Annotated in this window: 15 protein-coding genes and 1 riboswitch; of the genes, 6 read left to right on the top strand and 9 right to left on the bottom strand. The window is 63.0% G+C overall.

Going from position 1 to position 14074, the window contains the following annotated elements; all coding sequences use genetic code 11:
- Positions 1-12: 12 nt before the first annotated feature.
- Complete coding sequence (locus tag M0D68_RS23660) at positions 13-231, bottom strand: hypothetical protein (protein ID WP_093632432.1); 219 nt, start codon at positions 229-231, stop codon at positions 13-15.
- Between the two features lie 86 nt (positions 232-317).
- Positions 318-800: an Lrp/AsnC family transcriptional regulator gene (locus M0D68_RS23665; RefSeq protein ID WP_093632431.1), complete on the bottom strand. Its 483-nt coding sequence runs from the start codon at positions 798-800 to the stop codon at positions 318-320.
- 273 nt (positions 801-1073) lie between these two features.
- Here M0D68_RS23665 and M0D68_RS23670 point away from each other — a divergent pair, with 273 nt between their 5' ends.
- Positions 1074-1583, top strand: coding sequence for a cysteine dioxygenase family protein (locus M0D68_RS23670; protein ID WP_234487808.1), 510 nt, complete (start codon positions 1074-1076; stop codon positions 1581-1583).
- Between the two features lie 96 nt (positions 1584-1679).
- Here the strand turns inward: M0D68_RS23670 and M0D68_RS23675 are convergent, their stop codons facing one another.
- The 4 genes from M0D68_RS23675 to M0D68_RS23690 all read right to left on the bottom strand — a co-directional run bounded on the left by M0D68_RS23675 (position 1680) and on the right by M0D68_RS23690 (position 6344).
- Positions 1680-4292: a mechanosensitive ion channel family protein gene (locus tag M0D68_RS23675; RefSeq protein ID WP_266225510.1), complete on the bottom strand. Its 2613-nt coding sequence runs from the start codon at positions 4290-4292 to the stop codon at positions 1680-1682.
- 200 nt (positions 4293-4492) lie between these two features.
- The gene (locus M0D68_RS23680) at positions 4493-5140 is read right to left on the bottom strand and encodes an NAD(P)-dependent oxidoreductase (protein ID WP_093632428.1); all 648 of its coding nucleotides are present in this window, start codon (positions 5138-5140) and stop codon (positions 4493-4495) included.
- 169 nt (positions 5141-5309) lie between these two features.
- Entirely contained in the window at positions 5310-5765 is a 456-nt protein-coding gene (locus M0D68_RS23685) for an Rrf2 family transcriptional regulator (RefSeq protein WP_266225512.1), read from the bottom strand.
- A 105-nt stretch (positions 5766-5870) separates the two neighbouring features.
- On the bottom strand, positions 5871-6344 hold the full coding sequence (locus M0D68_RS23690; protein WP_167378273.1) for a hypothetical protein: 474 nt from the start codon (positions 6342-6344) through the stop codon (positions 5871-5873).
- Between the two features lie 279 nt (positions 6345-6623).
- Between M0D68_RS23690 and M0D68_RS23695 the strand changes: the two genes are divergently transcribed.
- Together M0D68_RS23695 and M0D68_RS23700 are read left to right on the top strand one after the other, a co-directional pair.
- A complete protein-coding gene (locus M0D68_RS23695; protein WP_054034667.1) occupies positions 6624-7205 on the top strand; it encodes a DJ-1/PfpI family protein in 582 nt (193 codons plus the stop codon).
- Between the two features lie 129 nt (positions 7206-7334).
- On the top strand, positions 7335-7661 hold the full coding sequence (locus M0D68_RS23700) for a hypothetical protein (protein WP_266225514.1): 327 nt from the start codon (positions 7335-7337) through the stop codon (positions 7659-7661).
- Here M0D68_RS23700 and M0D68_RS23705 read toward each other — a convergent pair.
- Positions 7648-9402 (bottom strand): ATP-binding protein, encoded by a 1755-nt coding sequence (locus M0D68_RS23705; protein ID WP_266225516.1) that lies wholly within the window; start codon positions 9400-9402, stop codon positions 7648-7650. The two genes, M0D68_RS23700 and M0D68_RS23705, sit on opposite strands and share 14 nt — an antisense overlap.
- Before the next feature lie 408 nt (positions 9403-9810).
- Between M0D68_RS23705 and M0D68_RS23710 the strand changes: the two genes are divergently transcribed.
- Complete coding sequence (locus tag M0D68_RS23710) at positions 9811-11013, top strand: ammonium transporter (RefSeq protein WP_093632427.1); 1203 nt, start codon at positions 9811-9813, stop codon at positions 11011-11013.
- Positions 11014-11056: 43 nt separating this feature from the next.
- Here the strand turns inward: M0D68_RS23710 and M0D68_RS23715 are convergent, their stop codons facing one another.
- Positions 11057-11404: a DUF190 domain-containing protein gene (locus tag M0D68_RS23715; RefSeq protein WP_266225518.1), complete on the bottom strand. Its 348-nt coding sequence runs from the start codon at positions 11402-11404 to the stop codon at positions 11057-11059.
- A gap of 152 nt (positions 11405-11556) precedes the next feature.
- Positions 11557-11633, top strand: a riboswitch (Fluoride riboswitch).
- An 80-nt stretch (positions 11634-11713) separates the two neighbouring features.
- Between M0D68_RS23715 and crcB the strand changes: the two genes are divergently transcribed.
- Positions 11714-12094, top strand: coding sequence for a fluoride efflux transporter CrcB (crcB, locus tag M0D68_RS23720; protein ID WP_093632425.1), 381 nt, complete (start codon positions 11714-11716; stop codon positions 12092-12094).
- Positions 12095-12157: 63 nt separating this feature from the next.
- Here the strand turns inward: crcB and M0D68_RS23725 are convergent, their stop codons facing one another.
- Entirely contained in the window at positions 12158-12577 is a 420-nt protein-coding gene (locus M0D68_RS23725) for a DUF1801 domain-containing protein (protein WP_266225520.1), read from the bottom strand.
- A 262-nt stretch (positions 12578-12839) separates the two neighbouring features.
- Here M0D68_RS23725 and M0D68_RS23730 point away from each other — a divergent pair, with 262 nt between their 5' ends.
- A complete protein-coding gene (locus M0D68_RS23730) occupies positions 12840-13988 on the top strand; it encodes an acyltransferase (protein WP_266225522.1) in 1149 nt (382 codons plus the stop codon).
- Positions 13989-14074: the final 86 nt, after the last annotated feature.

Consider the following 14074-nt stretch of genomic DNA (forward strand, 5'->3'; position numbering starts at 1 on the left):
GCTCGGGTCGTCTTATTGCGCGGCGCCGCTTGCGGGCTTCGCTGCGGTAGCCGCAGCCGCAGCAGCCGCCGCATCCGATGAAATCGTCGGCGCCGGCTCGTTCTGGCGATCGAAATCGCGCTTTTCCGTGATGGCGTTATAGAAGAGCGTGGCGATCACCAGCAGTACCGCGACCACGATGAAAACAGCAATGCCAAAGGTCGGGTTCTTCTTGCGCGGCGGTTTGTTCATGAGGCGGGCTCGGTTCGCGAGGCAGTCGCGGATAGTGTCTGGGAAGGCGGCATTCTACGCCCACTGAGCTTGCACACGGCTTGCAGTCAGCGCCCCTCCACCACCGCCGCCGGCCGCACCGGCAGCGCCGTCGAATACTTGATCTGTTCCATCGCGAAACTCGAACTCACGTCGTATAGCGGCACGGCGGCGATCAACTGCTTGTAGACGCGATCGTAGTCGTCGATATCTGACACCACCACGCGCAGCAGGTAGTCGGTTTCGCCGCTCATCCGGTACACCTCCACCACCTCCGGGATCTCCCGCACCGCGCGCGTAAAGGTCTGCGCCCAGGCCTCGGTGTGCTCGTTGGTGCGCACCGCGACGAATACGGTGGTGCCCACGCCTAACTTGCGCGCATCGCACAGCGCCACCTGGGCGCGAATCACGCCCGTCTCTTTCAGGCGCTGCAGCCGCTTCCAGCACGGTGTTTGCGACAGATTCACGCGCTGCGCCAGTTCGGCGATCGGCATGGTTGCGTCTTCCTGCAACAGCTCGAGCAGCTTGCGATCGATGATATCCATTCCCATCTTCAAACCCCCATAGGAAATTATTCTACTTTTAAGACTGCAAGGGGAATTATATGGAAACTCTTTCTCCGGGCAAACCGGTATAAATATGTCTATCCAAAAGTAGCCGATAAGCAGCCATGCCGCTGCGCCGCGATCATGAGCCAAGACCTCCGTTCAACACCCGTCGCCCGTTCCTCTACCCATGCCGCACAGTTTGCCGGAGCGCATGAAACGCCCTCGCGCGCGCACCACACCGCGCCGCTCGCGAACCTGTGCGACGCACTCGACGCCATGTTCGAAGCCTGCGTGAAATTTCCCGAACCGTCGGATTCGACCTTCTTCGCGCGCAGCATGCGCATCGCGCTGGCCGAAGCCGCGGCGAATCCCGATTTGCTCACGTCGGCGCAACGTGAAGGCTCTGCTGAAAATTACCGGCGCCATCTACTGGCCGCCGATCCGCACGGCCGCTATGCGATTGCCGCGCTGGTGTGGCAGCCGCACCAGGCAAGCCCCGTGCATGCGCACCACACGTGGTGCGGCTACGCCGTGATCGACGGCAGGCTGAGCGAAACGGTCTTCGAATGGAATGGCGCGCAGCACTGTGCAAGCGCCACCCGCACCCAGGCGCGCAATACCGGAGCCGTGTCGTTTGTACGCGGCGGCAGGGGCGGCATTCATCGCCTCGGCAATTGCAGCGACGCACCTGCCGTCTCGCTGCATATCTATGGTGTGGCGGGCGCGCAGATCGCCACGCACGTCAACGACATCGTGCGCGCAGCCGACACACCGGCGCTCGTCTGAAACCGGTAGGTCCTGCCTAAAGACGCGAACCGCGGGCGCGAAAAGCAGAAGCGGACCGCGCCAAGGTCCGCTAGCCTCGCCACGCATCCAGCCCAATCAGCTTTTACCGCCCGCTTCTCCGGCCGTCGGAATCTGCGGCGGAATCGGCGCGGTCTGCCCGGTCGGCGGCGGCGCCGGACGCGGTTCGTGCGACACATCGCGCGCCACCGCCATCGCAGCGTGCGCGGTCCGCGTGGCCGCCGCCGCCTCGGCATGCGCCTGCCCATGACCATGCGGGCCGACCTCAGGCAGTTCATCGTCCGGCAAAGGCTGTCCCTCGCTATCCTTCGACGACGTGTACACCCGCATCTGCGGCACCGGAATCTCGATGCCGGCTTCGTCCATCTTGCGTTTGAGCCGCAGATTGAAGGCGCGCGCCACGCTCCATTGCTGCAAGGGCCGCGTCTTGATCTGCCCTTTCACGACCATCCAGTTCGGATCGAAGCGGTCGAGCCCCCACACCTCGATCGGGCCGAGCATTTCGCGCCGGTAGCGGAAGTCGGCCATCAGATCCGCGCCGACTTCGCGAATCAGCTGCGTGATCTCATCGACATCGGTCGAGAACGACATGCGCACTTCGAACACCGCATAGGCGAAGTCGCGCGACAGGTTCTTGACGATCTTGATCTGCGAGAACGGAATGGCGTGAATCGCCCCTTGCCCGTCGCGCAGGCGGACGGTGCGGATCGACAGATGTTCGACGGTGCCCGCGTGGCCGCCGTCCACGTCGATCCAGTCACCGACCGAAATCGTATCTTCGATGATGATGAACAGGCCCGTGATCAGGTCGGTCACGAGCGACTGCGCGCCGAAGCCGATCGCGAGACCGATCACACCGGCGCCGGCCAGCAGCGGCGTCACATTGATGCCCAGGTTCGCCGCGGTGACGATGCCGGCAATCGTCATGATCGTCACCAGCAGCACGTTGCGCAGCAGCGGCAGCATCGTGCGCGCCCGCATGCTCGGATTGCGCGACTTGTTGCGTGGACCACCCGGATTGAGGGCTTCGGTGATCGCCGTGTCGACCAGAATCCACAGCAGCCATGAAATGAACACAGTCGCGATGATCGCGGTGACCGCGTGCGCAATCCCGCGCGCCGCAACGTTTTTCTCTACGACTTCCGCGAGCGACACGCCCCATAAACGCGCCGCCAGTTCGAAGAAGAACAGCCAGATGAACAGCGTCAGCAGCGTGCCGCAAAAGCGCAGCAAACGCGACAGATAAGGCGAGCGGCGCCGCGCGCGGTGGCTTCGCGGGCGCGTCACACGCAGCACGATAGCTGACAGGAAAAATGCGAACACCAGCAACAGTGCGGTGACCACCGAAATCTGCAGCACGTTTTCGCTGGAGCCCGAGCCGCCGAGCGTGGCCACCACCGACGCGGCGGCGAGCACCAGCACCGGCACGTGCCAGAGCGAGGCGAGCACATCGAAGGCGTCGGTCGCGGCCCGGTGATCGTGGCGCTGCTCGTAAGGCCGGTTGCGAATCAGATGCGCGACCGGCCGGCGGAATGCCAGCGCGAAATAGCCGGTAAGCACAGCGGCCGTCATGTTGGCGGCCGTCGAAATCAGCGCGGCGAGATTCGGTCCGAGCTGATGCTCGACGTCGTAATTGACCGCCGCATCGCCGAGGGCAGCGCATATGCCCACCACGAACAGCACGCGCCGCGCGTGTTCGATCAGCAGGTGCACCGCAACCCGCCGATGCCCTGAGCCGAACAGCGAAAACATGATCAGACAGATCGCCGAGAACACCGCACCCGCAACGATCGCATAGGCGACCACCAGGCCGAGCGTGCGGCCGAGCGCATCGGGCATCGCGCGCACAAACAGCAACGCGGCGAGAAAGGCGATGATCCACGGGCCGACGCGGCGCAGCGCGAAGATCAGCAGTTCGCGCGTGGTGGGATTCGGTTTGAGCCCCATGACGATACCGAAGCGCCGGTACAGCCGGTGCTGCACGTAGATTATCGCGCCGGCGCATGCGCCCCAGCCGGCCAGCATGGCAATCATCGAGAAGATGATGCGCCCGAAGCTCTCCTGCCCCTGGCCCGAAATGATCGTGTAGAGCTCGTTGCCGGCCGCGTTGAAGCGCCCGCCCCAATAGCGCACCGGCGTGCGGCCCTGATGCACATTGGATTCGAACGACGCGATGCCCGACGCGATCGCGCCGAGCAAGCCAGCACTCGTTTGGGCCGACGCAGACGCGGGCGCGGCTGGCGCAACGTTTTGCGACACGTCACGAAGCTTTTTGAGCTGGGCGACGAGCGCGGTGCGCTGCTTGTCGTTGTCGAGCGTCGAGATCACGCTGTCGAGCGAGCGCGCCAGTTCCGCCTGGCTCGCGGGCGACGGCGCCGAGGCCGCTTCCGCGGCAGACGCGCCTGAGGCGGCAGACGCCGGCGTTGCCGTCGCGCTATTGATCAGGCTTTGCAAGGCCGGAATGACCGGCGTGGCAGCGCCGGCGGCCTGGGCCGTAGCGGGCATCCATCCGATGCCGAGGGTCAGTACGAGGCAGACCGCGGCCGTCCACGCGCCGAACCACGCCGCGACATGAGCGCGAATGCCGCGCCCGATATGATTGGAAGGTAAATGAAAGACGGCGCGAGTCGCCGGTTGCCCGCCGTTAGACGGCGCGGCCCCGGACTCACGCCGCAATGGGCATGACTGCATGGCGTTCCGTAAGAAAACGGGAGACGCCAGTGTAGCCGCAGTTGCACCACCCGCGCCTGAACATGCGTAACCGATTGTTAGGACGCTTGCGCAAGTTCGAGGAACGGCGGGCTGCCTTCATCCCCTCGAACCGCCGCCAGGGCGCACGCAACGGGCGACGCGCGACACGAGCCGCGCGTGGTCCCGCCCTCCGTCAAGGCTCAATAAGCCACCGTCGCGATTTGACGGACGAAACGGCCCTGCTCCAGTTCGTCGACAAAGGCGATCGCATAGTCTTCCGCGGAAATGCGGCTATTGCCTTCGGCGTCGGCCAGAAGCGTGTTCGCGCCCGTGCGGAACGTGCCAGTGCGCTCGCCCGGTGCAATCAGCGCGGCCGGCGCGAAAAACGTCCAGTCGAGGTCGGTGATGCCGCGGTAGTAATTGAGTGCATCGCGGTGGGCCAGTGCGACGGCTTTGTAGGCGTCCGGAAAACCGTCCGCGTCGACCAGTTGCTTGCCCGGCGCCACTTCGAGCGAACCCGCGCCGCCCACCACCACGAGGCGCTTCAAGCCCGCTGCGCGCAGGCCTTCAACGAGCGCATGGGTCGCCTTGGACACCGCCGCGGGATCGTCATGCGGCGGCGCATACGCGCTCGCCACCACGTCGTGGCCACGCACTGCGGCGCCGACGCTCGCGGCGTCGAGCAGATCGGCCTGCGCCGCTTTCAGATTCGCCACGTCGGTCGGCACACGTGCCGGATTGCGCGCCAGCGCCGTCACCTGATGCCCGCGACGAGCAGCTTCCGCGGCGATCCGCGAACCAATCGTGCCGGTGGCGCCGAACAACGCGATCTTCAACTGTTTGCTCATTTCAATGCTCCTGTGATTAGCTTATATGTAACTATGTTGATTACATATCAAGTGGAAAAAAGAGGGGCGTAAGCCCCCGTCCGTTCTCAGGTGCGCAGGTTCAAGCTACACCGCGCGCGCCCTTCGATACCGCCTCATTGCTACCTTCTTAACCACACTCGTCGCCGCATCACCCATTCGAACGCCGTTTGCGTTCAAGCGCCCGTTCAGCGCGCATCAGATCGGCAGTCGCATCGGCCAGCGTGCGTGCGCCGAGCGACGCTTCCATGGCCTGCTGCGCTTCGTCGATAATGCCGCGCAGCACGACCTGGATGTGCCGCCCCACCATGCACGCCGGGTTCGGCTCCTCGCGATGCATGGCGAACAATTGCGCGTCGTCTACCGCGCGATACACCTGCAGCAAGGTGATCTCGTCAGGCGCCCTGGCGAGCAGCGCGCCGCCGCCCGCGCCGAGTTGCGAGGTCGTGAGACCCGCATCGGCCAGCATGCTCAACAAACGCCGGATCAACGCAGGATTCGTATTCACGCTTCCCGCGATCATCTCCGACGAGAGCGGCACGCCCTCCTGCAACGACAGCAGCGCGAGCACGTGCACTGCAAATGCAAACCGGCTACTCGTATTCACAGCAAACCTGCCCGGCAACGACGATGTGTAACCATAGTAATTACATTTAATCCGGCTGTCAAACGGATGACCGAGCACGAGCGGCCGGATGCGCCGGCCGCGATCTCACTTGTCCATCTGCTTTTGCGCATCGCTGGAATCGCTCGATGTCGACGCAGAAGCCGAAACGCCCGCCGCCGACGCCGAACTTTGCGCCGACCATTCCTGCAGCTTGCGCCCCGCCGTCTCGAGGCTCTGCCCGGTTAGCGCCGCCGCCTTGCCGAGTTGCGCATTGGTCGCGCTGGCCGCGCCTTGCAGGTTGGCTTGCGCGCTCGACGCCAGCGAGGCCGGATCGATCGTGATCGACGGCGCGGACGCCGATGAGAGGTTCTGCTGCGCGGCGGCCTTGGTCGCATCGACCTGCTGGCCGACGTAGCTGGCCGCCTGATCGAGCTTCTGACCGGCGGCTTGCGCCGCATCGTTGAGCTTGCCGGCAACCTGTGCCGACGCGTCGTTTTTCTGGCAAGCCGTGAGGCCGCCGAACACGAGGGCGACAACCGCGACGCGGCGCAACAACGGCGAACGAATGGATAAAGTCATATTTAAGTGTGAGCCGCGTCGAGCGGCTTCCGCATGCGAAAACGGGCTCATGATACGCCGTTGCGCGACACACTCTCCTCGGCGAGCACCTGGAAGCCCGCGGACCCAAAGCTGCCCGGCTGCGGCTCGAAACAATTGCACCAGCGCCGCCGTATCGCCAGCGTATAGTGCACGCCCTTCGAAATACTTCATTGCACACCTCGTCGCGGTTCTGTCAAACGTGTTGGAGTAGACTGCCTGAGCGTTCGATGTGTTCCGTTGATCAATAGGAGGCATGCGATGGCAGCAAAGAAGATTCTGTTCCTGACCGGCGACTTCGCCGAGGATTACGAAACGATGGTGCCGTTCCAGGCACTGCAGGCGGTCGGCCACGTCGTCGACGCGGTCTGTCCGAACAAGAAAGCGGGCGACAAGATCAAGACCGCGATTCATGATTTCGAAGGCGACCAGACCTACACCGAAAAACCCGGCCACCAATTCACGCTCAACGCAACGTTCGAGGACGCCGATCCGCGTCAATACGATGCGCTGGCAATTGCAGGCGGCCGCGCGCCGGAATACCTGCGGCTCAACCACAAGGTGATCGAACTCGTGCGGCAGTTCGCCGAAGCAGGCAAGCCGATCGCCGCGATCTGCCACGCCGCGCAACTGCTGGCTGCCGCCGACGTGATTCGCGGCAAGCGCATTTCCGCCTACCCGGCCTGCGCACCCGAAGTGAAACTGGCCGGCGGCGAGTACGCCGACATTCCGGTCGATGCGGCAATCACCGACGCCAATTTCGTCACCGCGCCCGCATGGCCCGCTCACCCTGAGTGGCTGCGTCAGTTCCTCGTGCTGCTCGGCACGCGGATCGAACTCTGATCCTCAGGCGAGCGCCTTGCCCTCGCGGCACTGCGCGCTCGCCAGAACACACCCACATTTGAGACTCGTCCGATAGTTCGCAACGCAAGGGTTTCCTATAGTCACCGGTTGACTTTGGAGCCCCTTTCGATGGAACTGACTGACTGGATCGTCATGCTCGCCGTCACGTTGATGGCGATTGCTTTTTTCTGCGCGCGTACACCGGCCAACTGGTCGCGAGAGAACCGTGCGCGGCGTCTGACTGGCACACGCATGCTGGTACAAGCGGCGTGTTCGCTCTGGGCGGCGCTGTTGATCGTCGCGCACGGCCTGTTCGCCCTGGGCGGCCTGCCCGGCCTGCACCCTGCGCCGCGCGAGGCGCTGACGGGCGTGGCGATCCTGCTCGTTTGCGGCTGCTACTGGTCGATACGCGGCAGCAAACTCCTCAAGCCACGCCGGCTCTTTACCGCGTACTAATACCGGATGCCGCATTGGCGGCATGCGCCGGCGCACCGCCACGCGGGCCCTGGCCATCACGATCGCCGAGGCCCGCGCGTGCTTCGCGCACACCACGAATCGCCTGAACACCGTCTGCCTGCGTGGCCTGCGTTTCGACCACCGGTTGTGCCGTCCGCACCTCGGCTTCGGGCAGCGACAGATAAAACGTCGTGCCAATGCCCTCTTTCGATTCCGCCCACACGCGCCCGCCGTGCCGTTCCACCACGCGCCGCACGAGCGCGAGGCCGATGCCCTCACCCGCCGCCACATTGCCGTGCAGCCGCTGAAACGCGTTGAAAAGCCGCGGCAGCGCGACCGCCGGAATGCCCAGGCCGTTGTCCCGCACGTAGAAAATCCGTAGCGAATGGACGCCCGGCGGCGCCGGCGTCGTGCCGATTTCAACCCGGCCTTCGCGCGCAGGGTCCAGATAATTGACCGCATTGCCGATCAGGTTCGCGAACACCTGCTCGAGCGCGGTCGGGTCGCCCCACACCGCCGGCAAATCCTCGACGATAACGTTCGCCCGGCGCGCCCGGATCGACCCCTGCATCGCATCGACCACGCGCGGCACGATGTCGCGCACTTCGACCTTTTGCTGCCGGTATTCCACACGGCCGACCCGCGACAGCCGCAATAGCGCGTCGATGATATGAGATGCCCGCAGCACGGCCGTCTGCAGGAAATGCAGCGCCTCGCCGATATCCTCGTCCACCACGCGTTCGATGCGCTGCCGCGACTCTGTCGCGAGCGACGACTGGCGCAGCACCACGCGCAGGTCGTCACACGCGCGAATCAGTTCTTTCGAGAAGCCCTGCAGATTCACCAGCGGCGCACGCAGGTCGTGCGACACGCTGTAGATGAACATTTCGTTTTCCTGAGTCTGTTGCCGCAAGGTCTCGTTGATGCGCGCCAGTTCGCTCGTGCGCCGCGCCAGATCGGACTGGAAACGCGCCTGGATGCGCTCGGCTTCGAGCAGGCGCCGGCTGGTTTCATGCAAGGTCAGATCGAGCCGGGCGATTTCATCGCGCCCCGGGTTGATCGGCGCCAGCGGCTCGTTGCCCGCGAGGCGCCCGGCGTTATCGGACAGCACCGCAAGCCGGCCGCGCACGCCGCGCGTGAACAGCCACACGGCCAGCGCGACGAATAGCAAGGAGCCGAACACGGCCGCGACGACCAGCGTCTGTTGCCGTTCACGCGCGGCAGCGGCGGCATTCGAGCGCAAGGTGTCGAGGCGCCGCTCTTCGGCCTGGAAAGCCACCACCTGTTGACGGAAACGATCGAGCACGTCGGCCGAGGCCAGGTCGCGGAAGCGATCGAGCAGGTCACGCCGCCGCCCCGAATGCAGCATGTCCTGAACGCGGTCGGACCATTGCCGATACCCCTGCACCGCCTGGCGCACCTGCACCACGCGCTCGACTTGCGCCGGGTTGTCGGCAACCAGCTCGGCCAGTTGATCGATACGACGGTCGACGTCCACCCACAAGGCGACCGGCGTCGTAAAGTGCGTGTCGTTGGCGAGCACCGCGCCGCGCAGCGCCACGGACTCACCCAGCACCGGATCGAGAATCGCGGTGGTCTGGCGCAGCACGTCTTCGCTATGGATGGCCCACCGTTCGGCTTGCGTCGCGTCGGCCTGCGCCATAACCAGGCCGGACAGCAACGCCAGTTCGAAGACGGCCGGAATTGCGATCAGCAACAGGCCTTTAGTGGTCAGTCTCATGCGTGCGCATTGGAAGTCGATGGCCGGCAGATCGTGCGCGGGACGGCACATTATGTCGGCGTTTACGCAGGAAGACAAAGAGGATGCGCCACTAACCAGGCTTCTGCCGCCAAATACAAACCCGGGTGCAATGAATCCGCATAAAACGTCAGACTTTTGAATTAAACGTAAATCAAATCGAATGTCGTGCCCTGGTTTGGATCGCGACGACCGATACGAAGCCATAACGCACATATATGGTGCCTTTGTCGTTGTCCGAGGTGCAAAAGATAGTGCATCACCAGCCCGGGCATGTAAGCCATGAACCCCACTCCGGTGCGGTTTTGCACCTTATCGACGTTTTCGGCACAAATTTGGCCCACTTCTTGCATTCCATGCCCGCTTTTTTGTCATAAGCGGGACACATCGATGGAAAGTCTGAAAACCGGCACCGATACCCTCTTCCTTTTGCTGGGTGCCGCGATGGTGCTGGCCATGCATGCGGGGTTCGCGTTTCTCGAACTCGGCACGGTCCGCAAAAAGAATCAGGTCAATGCGCTCGTCAAAATTCTGGTGGACTTCTCGGTCTCGACGATCGCGTATTTCTTCATCGGCTACACGATCGCCTACGGCGTGCAGTTCTTCGGCAGCGCCGAGTCGCTGGCCGCGCACAACGGCTATGCGTTGGTGCGCTTCTTCTTCCTGCTGACCTTCGCGGCGGCGATTCCCGCGATCGTGTCGGGCGGTATCGCTGAGCGCTCGAAATTCAATCCGCAACTGTTCGCCACCTTCGTGCTGGTCGGCTTCGTCTATCCGTTCTTCGAAGGGATCGCGTGGAACGGCCGCTTCGGTATTCAGGGTTGGCTCACCCAGGTGTTCGGCGTGCCGTTTCACGACTTCGCCGGTTCGGTAGTGGTGCATGCGTTTGGCGGCTGGGTCGCGTTGCCGGCCGTGCTGCTGCTCGGCGCGCGTCATGGCCGCTATCACCGCGATGGCGGCATCGCCGCGCATCCGCCGTCGAATATTCCGTTCCTCGCGCTGGGCGCATGGGTGCTCGCGGTCGGCTGGTTCGGCTTTAACGTGATGAGCGCGCAGACCGTCGACAAGATCAGCGGCCTCGTGGCAGTCAATTCGCTGATGGCGATGGTCGGCGGCACGCTGAGCGCGTGGCTCGCGGGCCGCAACGACCCCGGCTTCACGTACAACGGCCCGCTCGCCGGGCTGGTCGCGGTGTGCGCCGGCTCCGACGTGATGCATCCGCTCGGCGCGCTGGTGACGGGCGGCATTGCGGGCGTGCTGTTCGTGTACATGTTCACCTGCGTCCAAAACCGCTGGCGTATCGACGACGTGCTCGGCGTGTGGCCATTGCACGGTCTGTGCGGCGCGTGGGGCGGCCTCGCCGCCGGCATCTTCGGCTTGCATGCGCTCGGGGGACTGGGCGGCGTATCGTTCGGCGCGCAACTGATCGGCACGTTGGGCGGCATCGTGGTGGCGACGCTCGGCAGCACGCTCGTGTATGGGGCGATTCGCCTGACGGTGGGCTTGCGGCTCGACCAGGAAGACGAATACAACGGCGCGGACCTGTCGATCCACAAGATTTCGGCGACGCCGGAGCGCGAAAGCGTCGGCTGACTGCTTAACCGCTAGTTAGTCGCTCATTGACCGCAAACCAGGCTTAGCGGCGCGCCGGATGTTTCGCGTCCCCGTGTTCACCGATCAGGCCGAATTCGATCGGGCAACGCGTGTAGAACACCGGGAGGCAGCCCGCTCGCACCGCTTCGAGCAAGGCTTCCGCCTCCCCTTCGGTGAGCGCGAAGATCACCAGTTGCGGTTGATCCGCCAGTTCGAAGAAGCGCGCTGCATGCCGCGCGCCAGCGTGGCCGACGCCTTCGGCCGCCGCCACGACGGTCGCGCCATGAATGCCGACGAGCTTCGCGATCGACAGCAGACATTCCACGACCGATTGATGGCCGTGGCGCCGGTTCTTCTCCGTATAGAACGTGAGCTGGTAGCCCTTCGTCATGTCGGCCTCCCGCGCGGTTGCGGCGTTGCAGTGGACCACGGCAGACGCTCGCAGGCCCTCTATTGATTCTAGATCACGCCCCACGCGATGCAGACCGGACACGCGCGCCGCGACGGCGCTCACCTGTCCCCAATGCCCTGCCAATGCTAGACTGGCGCGCTGGAGATGGCATTCTCCCGATGGCGTTCTCCCTCAACCGCCCTCGATGGCTGATGATGCCTGCTTCGCCCGGACGACTGCGGACGCGGCATCACGCCTTCCGCTCAAGCCCGGTTTGTCGACCTTTCGGCTTCGCCAGAGTACTTCTTCATGTATTTGTCCATTCTCGCGGTCGGCATCGGCGGCGCGCTCGGCTCGCTGTTCCGCTGGTTTCTCGGTATCCGTCTGAACGGCCTGTTCACGGGCATGCCGCTCGGCACCTTCGCCGCTAATGTGATTGCCGGCTACGTTATCGGCGTCGCGGTTGCGTGGTTCGCAAGGGTGCCGCAGATCGCGCCGGAATGGCGGCTCTTCGTCATCACAGGCTTGATGGGCGGCCTGTCGACGTTCTCGACGTTCTCAGCGGAAGTCGTGCAGCGCTTGCAGGACGGCCGGCTCGGCTGGGCGGCAGGCGAAATCGTCATTCACGTAGCGGCTTCGCTCATCATGACGATTCTCGGCATCGCGACCGTTTCGTTGCTGTCGCGCTGAGAACCGTAGATATTCCAATCAGCCTGATCGGCCCAAGCGCTTCCCCAAGATAACGCTATTGCTTCACGCCTCTTTAGCTTTATGTGCTTTCGCTCGAGTACTCGCCGGCGCATTTTTCTTCAATTTGGTCTGGTTGTACTCAATAGCGGCGCGCACGAGTTTCTTTAAAGCGGGCCCATTGACCTTATCGCCCTCGAGAAAATCGATCGTGCGTCTCGCGTTACCGTCGAGGCCCGCGTTGAAAAGCTTGTCGGGATCGGCGAGATTCGCCCCGTGGGCAAAGGTCAGCTTCACCTTCCCTTTATGAGCATTGGCGACCGCGATCATTCCGTCGCGGGACCACACCGGGCTTCCCATCCACTTCCATTCCTCGATGATCTCCGGGTCGGCTTCTAGGATGGTTTTGCGGATGCTGGCGAACGTTTTGCCACGCCAGTCCGGGATGCCTGCGATCAGCTGGTCAATGTTTTCCGATGGAGTCATTGGATCCTTGTGCCTCGAATTATTGTTCGGTTTCGACAGAGCCTAGCTTTGAATTGTGCCCGCATCAATCCATTCGGGCTAAAACCTATGCCAATGCCGCAAGGTATTGCTGTAAACCCGCACCTGACGCTGACAAAAACAACCGCCCAACATTGCATTTTACTGAGGCCTGGTGGGACATTTATTTCCCCATTTTTTTCGATTTTTGTTGATCACGACAGACGTAAGATCGCCGCAGCCTGAATAGAAGAAGGGGCAATAAATGGCGATCACCTTGAATCTCTCAGCGTCTGCGAATCTGAACAAGTCGCTAAAGATTGATGCGATTCGATTCCTCGCGGCTGTCTGGGTGCTGATGTATCACTTCAAGCCACCCGAGTTTAAAGAACTTCTGCCTCATCAACTCGCCTTCCTCGGCGGCGCACTATGGTCCGGCTCGACAGCGCTGTTCGCGGGCCCTGCCGCCGTCATCGTCTTCTTTGTCATTTCCGGCTATTGCATCCATAACGCATATCAAAAGGATGTGACGCTTAAGCCAATCAACTATTACGCGTCCAGATTCATCCGCATTGGATTACCGCTAGTCATCCTGCTGTGCCTCGTTCAACCGTTGCCGACGGGGCAGAACTATCTGGAGTCCGTGCTGTGGTCGCTCTATTGCGAGATGGTGTATTACGCCGCTTATCCGCTCCTGCGCGCCCGCTTTCGCTACATCGGCGAAATGATTGTTGGCTGCGCCGTTGCGGCGGGTGTGATGGTGGCTGTGGTTCGTCTGGTAGGGCATCCGGTTTGCCACGGCTGCGTCATTGAGACGTATGGCGTTCCGGGTACGGCTTTACTGTATGCGGCTGGATGGATCTTCGGCTGCCTGATCGCGGAGACTCAGCGCAACGCGGAGCAGTTCCACGTTCGTGGCGCGTATTCGCCGCTTACCCTGATGATCAAGCGCGGCCTTGATCGCAGCACCCGTTTTCTCGCGAGTCATCTGGTTGCGCTGAGAGTGGTGATTGTCGCGGCCGGGGCGGCCATTATGATTCTGCTGTCCGAATCGAATCTCAAGCCGGCCGTTGTGCCGTTGATTACGCCGGATATCACGCTTCCGCTATTTCAGTTCCTGGCGGCGGTCTGGATCGCGGCGGAGACAGCCACGCCTTCCAGAAGCAGCGTCTGGTCCAGACTGGCTACTTTTGGCGCGTGGTCCTATAGCCTCTATCTCTGCCACAAGATGGCGCTCGCCCTGCTGGAAATGACCCGGTTCGACGAGACGTCCCGATTCGCCTGGTTCGTGCAGGTGGCGTTGGCGTTCGCCATCAGCTACGCGTTTTACCGGATGATCGAAAAACCTTCGCATCTGATTTCCCAGCGGCTGCGGAAATACACACCGAATGCGCCTGCTGCGCCGGCTGCCTGAAGCCGACTGCATGAGCGGTTGCATGAGCGAGCCGGCAATAACGGTTAGCGGCGCTTCGGGCCCGCTCCCGGACCGTCCGATCAGCG

The organism is Paraburkholderia sp. SEWSISQ10-3 4, assembly GCF_030464785.1.
In the GTDB taxonomy this organism is placed as follows: domain Bacteria; phylum Pseudomonadota; class Gammaproteobacteria; order Burkholderiales; family Burkholderiaceae; genus Paraburkholderia; species Paraburkholderia aspalathi.

Bases quoted from the DNA above. Each gene is read 5' to 3' on its own strand.
- M0D68_RS23660 (WP_093632432.1), bottom strand. From the start codon at position 231: ATGAACAAACCGCCGCGCAAGAAGAACCCGACCTTTGGCATTGCTGTT.
- M0D68_RS23665 (WP_093632431.1), bottom strand. From the start codon at position 800: ATGGGAATGGATATCATCGATCGCAAGCTGCTCGAGCTGTTGCAGGAA.
- M0D68_RS23670 (WP_234487808.1), top strand. From the start codon at position 1,074: ATGTTCGAAGCCTGCGTGAAATTTCCCGAACCGTCGGATTCGACCTTC.
- M0D68_RS23675 (WP_266225510.1), bottom strand. From the start codon at position 4,292: ATGCAGTCATGCCCATTGCGGCGTGAGTCCGGGGCCGCGCCGTCTAAC.
- M0D68_RS23680 (WP_093632428.1), bottom strand. From the start codon at position 5,140: ATGAGCAAACAGTTGAAGATCGCGTTGTTCGGCGCCACCGGCACGATT.
- M0D68_RS23690 (WP_167378273.1), bottom strand. From the start codon at position 6,344: ATGACTTTATCCATTCGTTCGCCGTTGTTGCGCCGCGTCGCGGTTGTC.
- M0D68_RS23695 (WP_054034667.1), top strand. From the start codon at position 6,624: ATGGCAGCAAAGAAGATTCTGTTCCTGACCGGCGACTTCGCCGAGGAT.
- M0D68_RS23700 (WP_266225514.1), top strand. From the start codon at position 7,335: ATGGAACTGACTGACTGGATCGTCATGCTCGCCGTCACGTTGATGGCG.
- M0D68_RS23705 (WP_266225516.1), bottom strand. From the start codon at position 9,402: ATGAGACTGACCACTAAAGGCCTGTTGCTGATCGCAATTCCGGCCGTC.
- M0D68_RS23710 (WP_093632427.1), top strand. From the start codon at position 9,811: ATGGAAAGTCTGAAAACCGGCACCGATACCCTCTTCCTTTTGCTGGGT.
- M0D68_RS23715 (WP_266225518.1), bottom strand. From the start codon at position 11,404: ATGACGAAGGGCTACCAGCTCACGTTCTATACGGAGAAGAACCGGCGC.
- crcB (WP_093632425.1), top strand. From the start codon at position 11,714: ATGTATTTGTCCATTCTCGCGGTCGGCATCGGCGGCGCGCTCGGCTCG.
- M0D68_RS23725 (WP_266225520.1), bottom strand. From the start codon at position 12,577: ATGACTCCATCGGAAAACATTGACCAGCTGATCGCAGGCATCCCGGAC.
- M0D68_RS23730 (WP_266225522.1), top strand. From the start codon at position 12,840: ATGGCGATCACCTTGAATCTCTCAGCGTCTGCGAATCTGAACAAGTCG.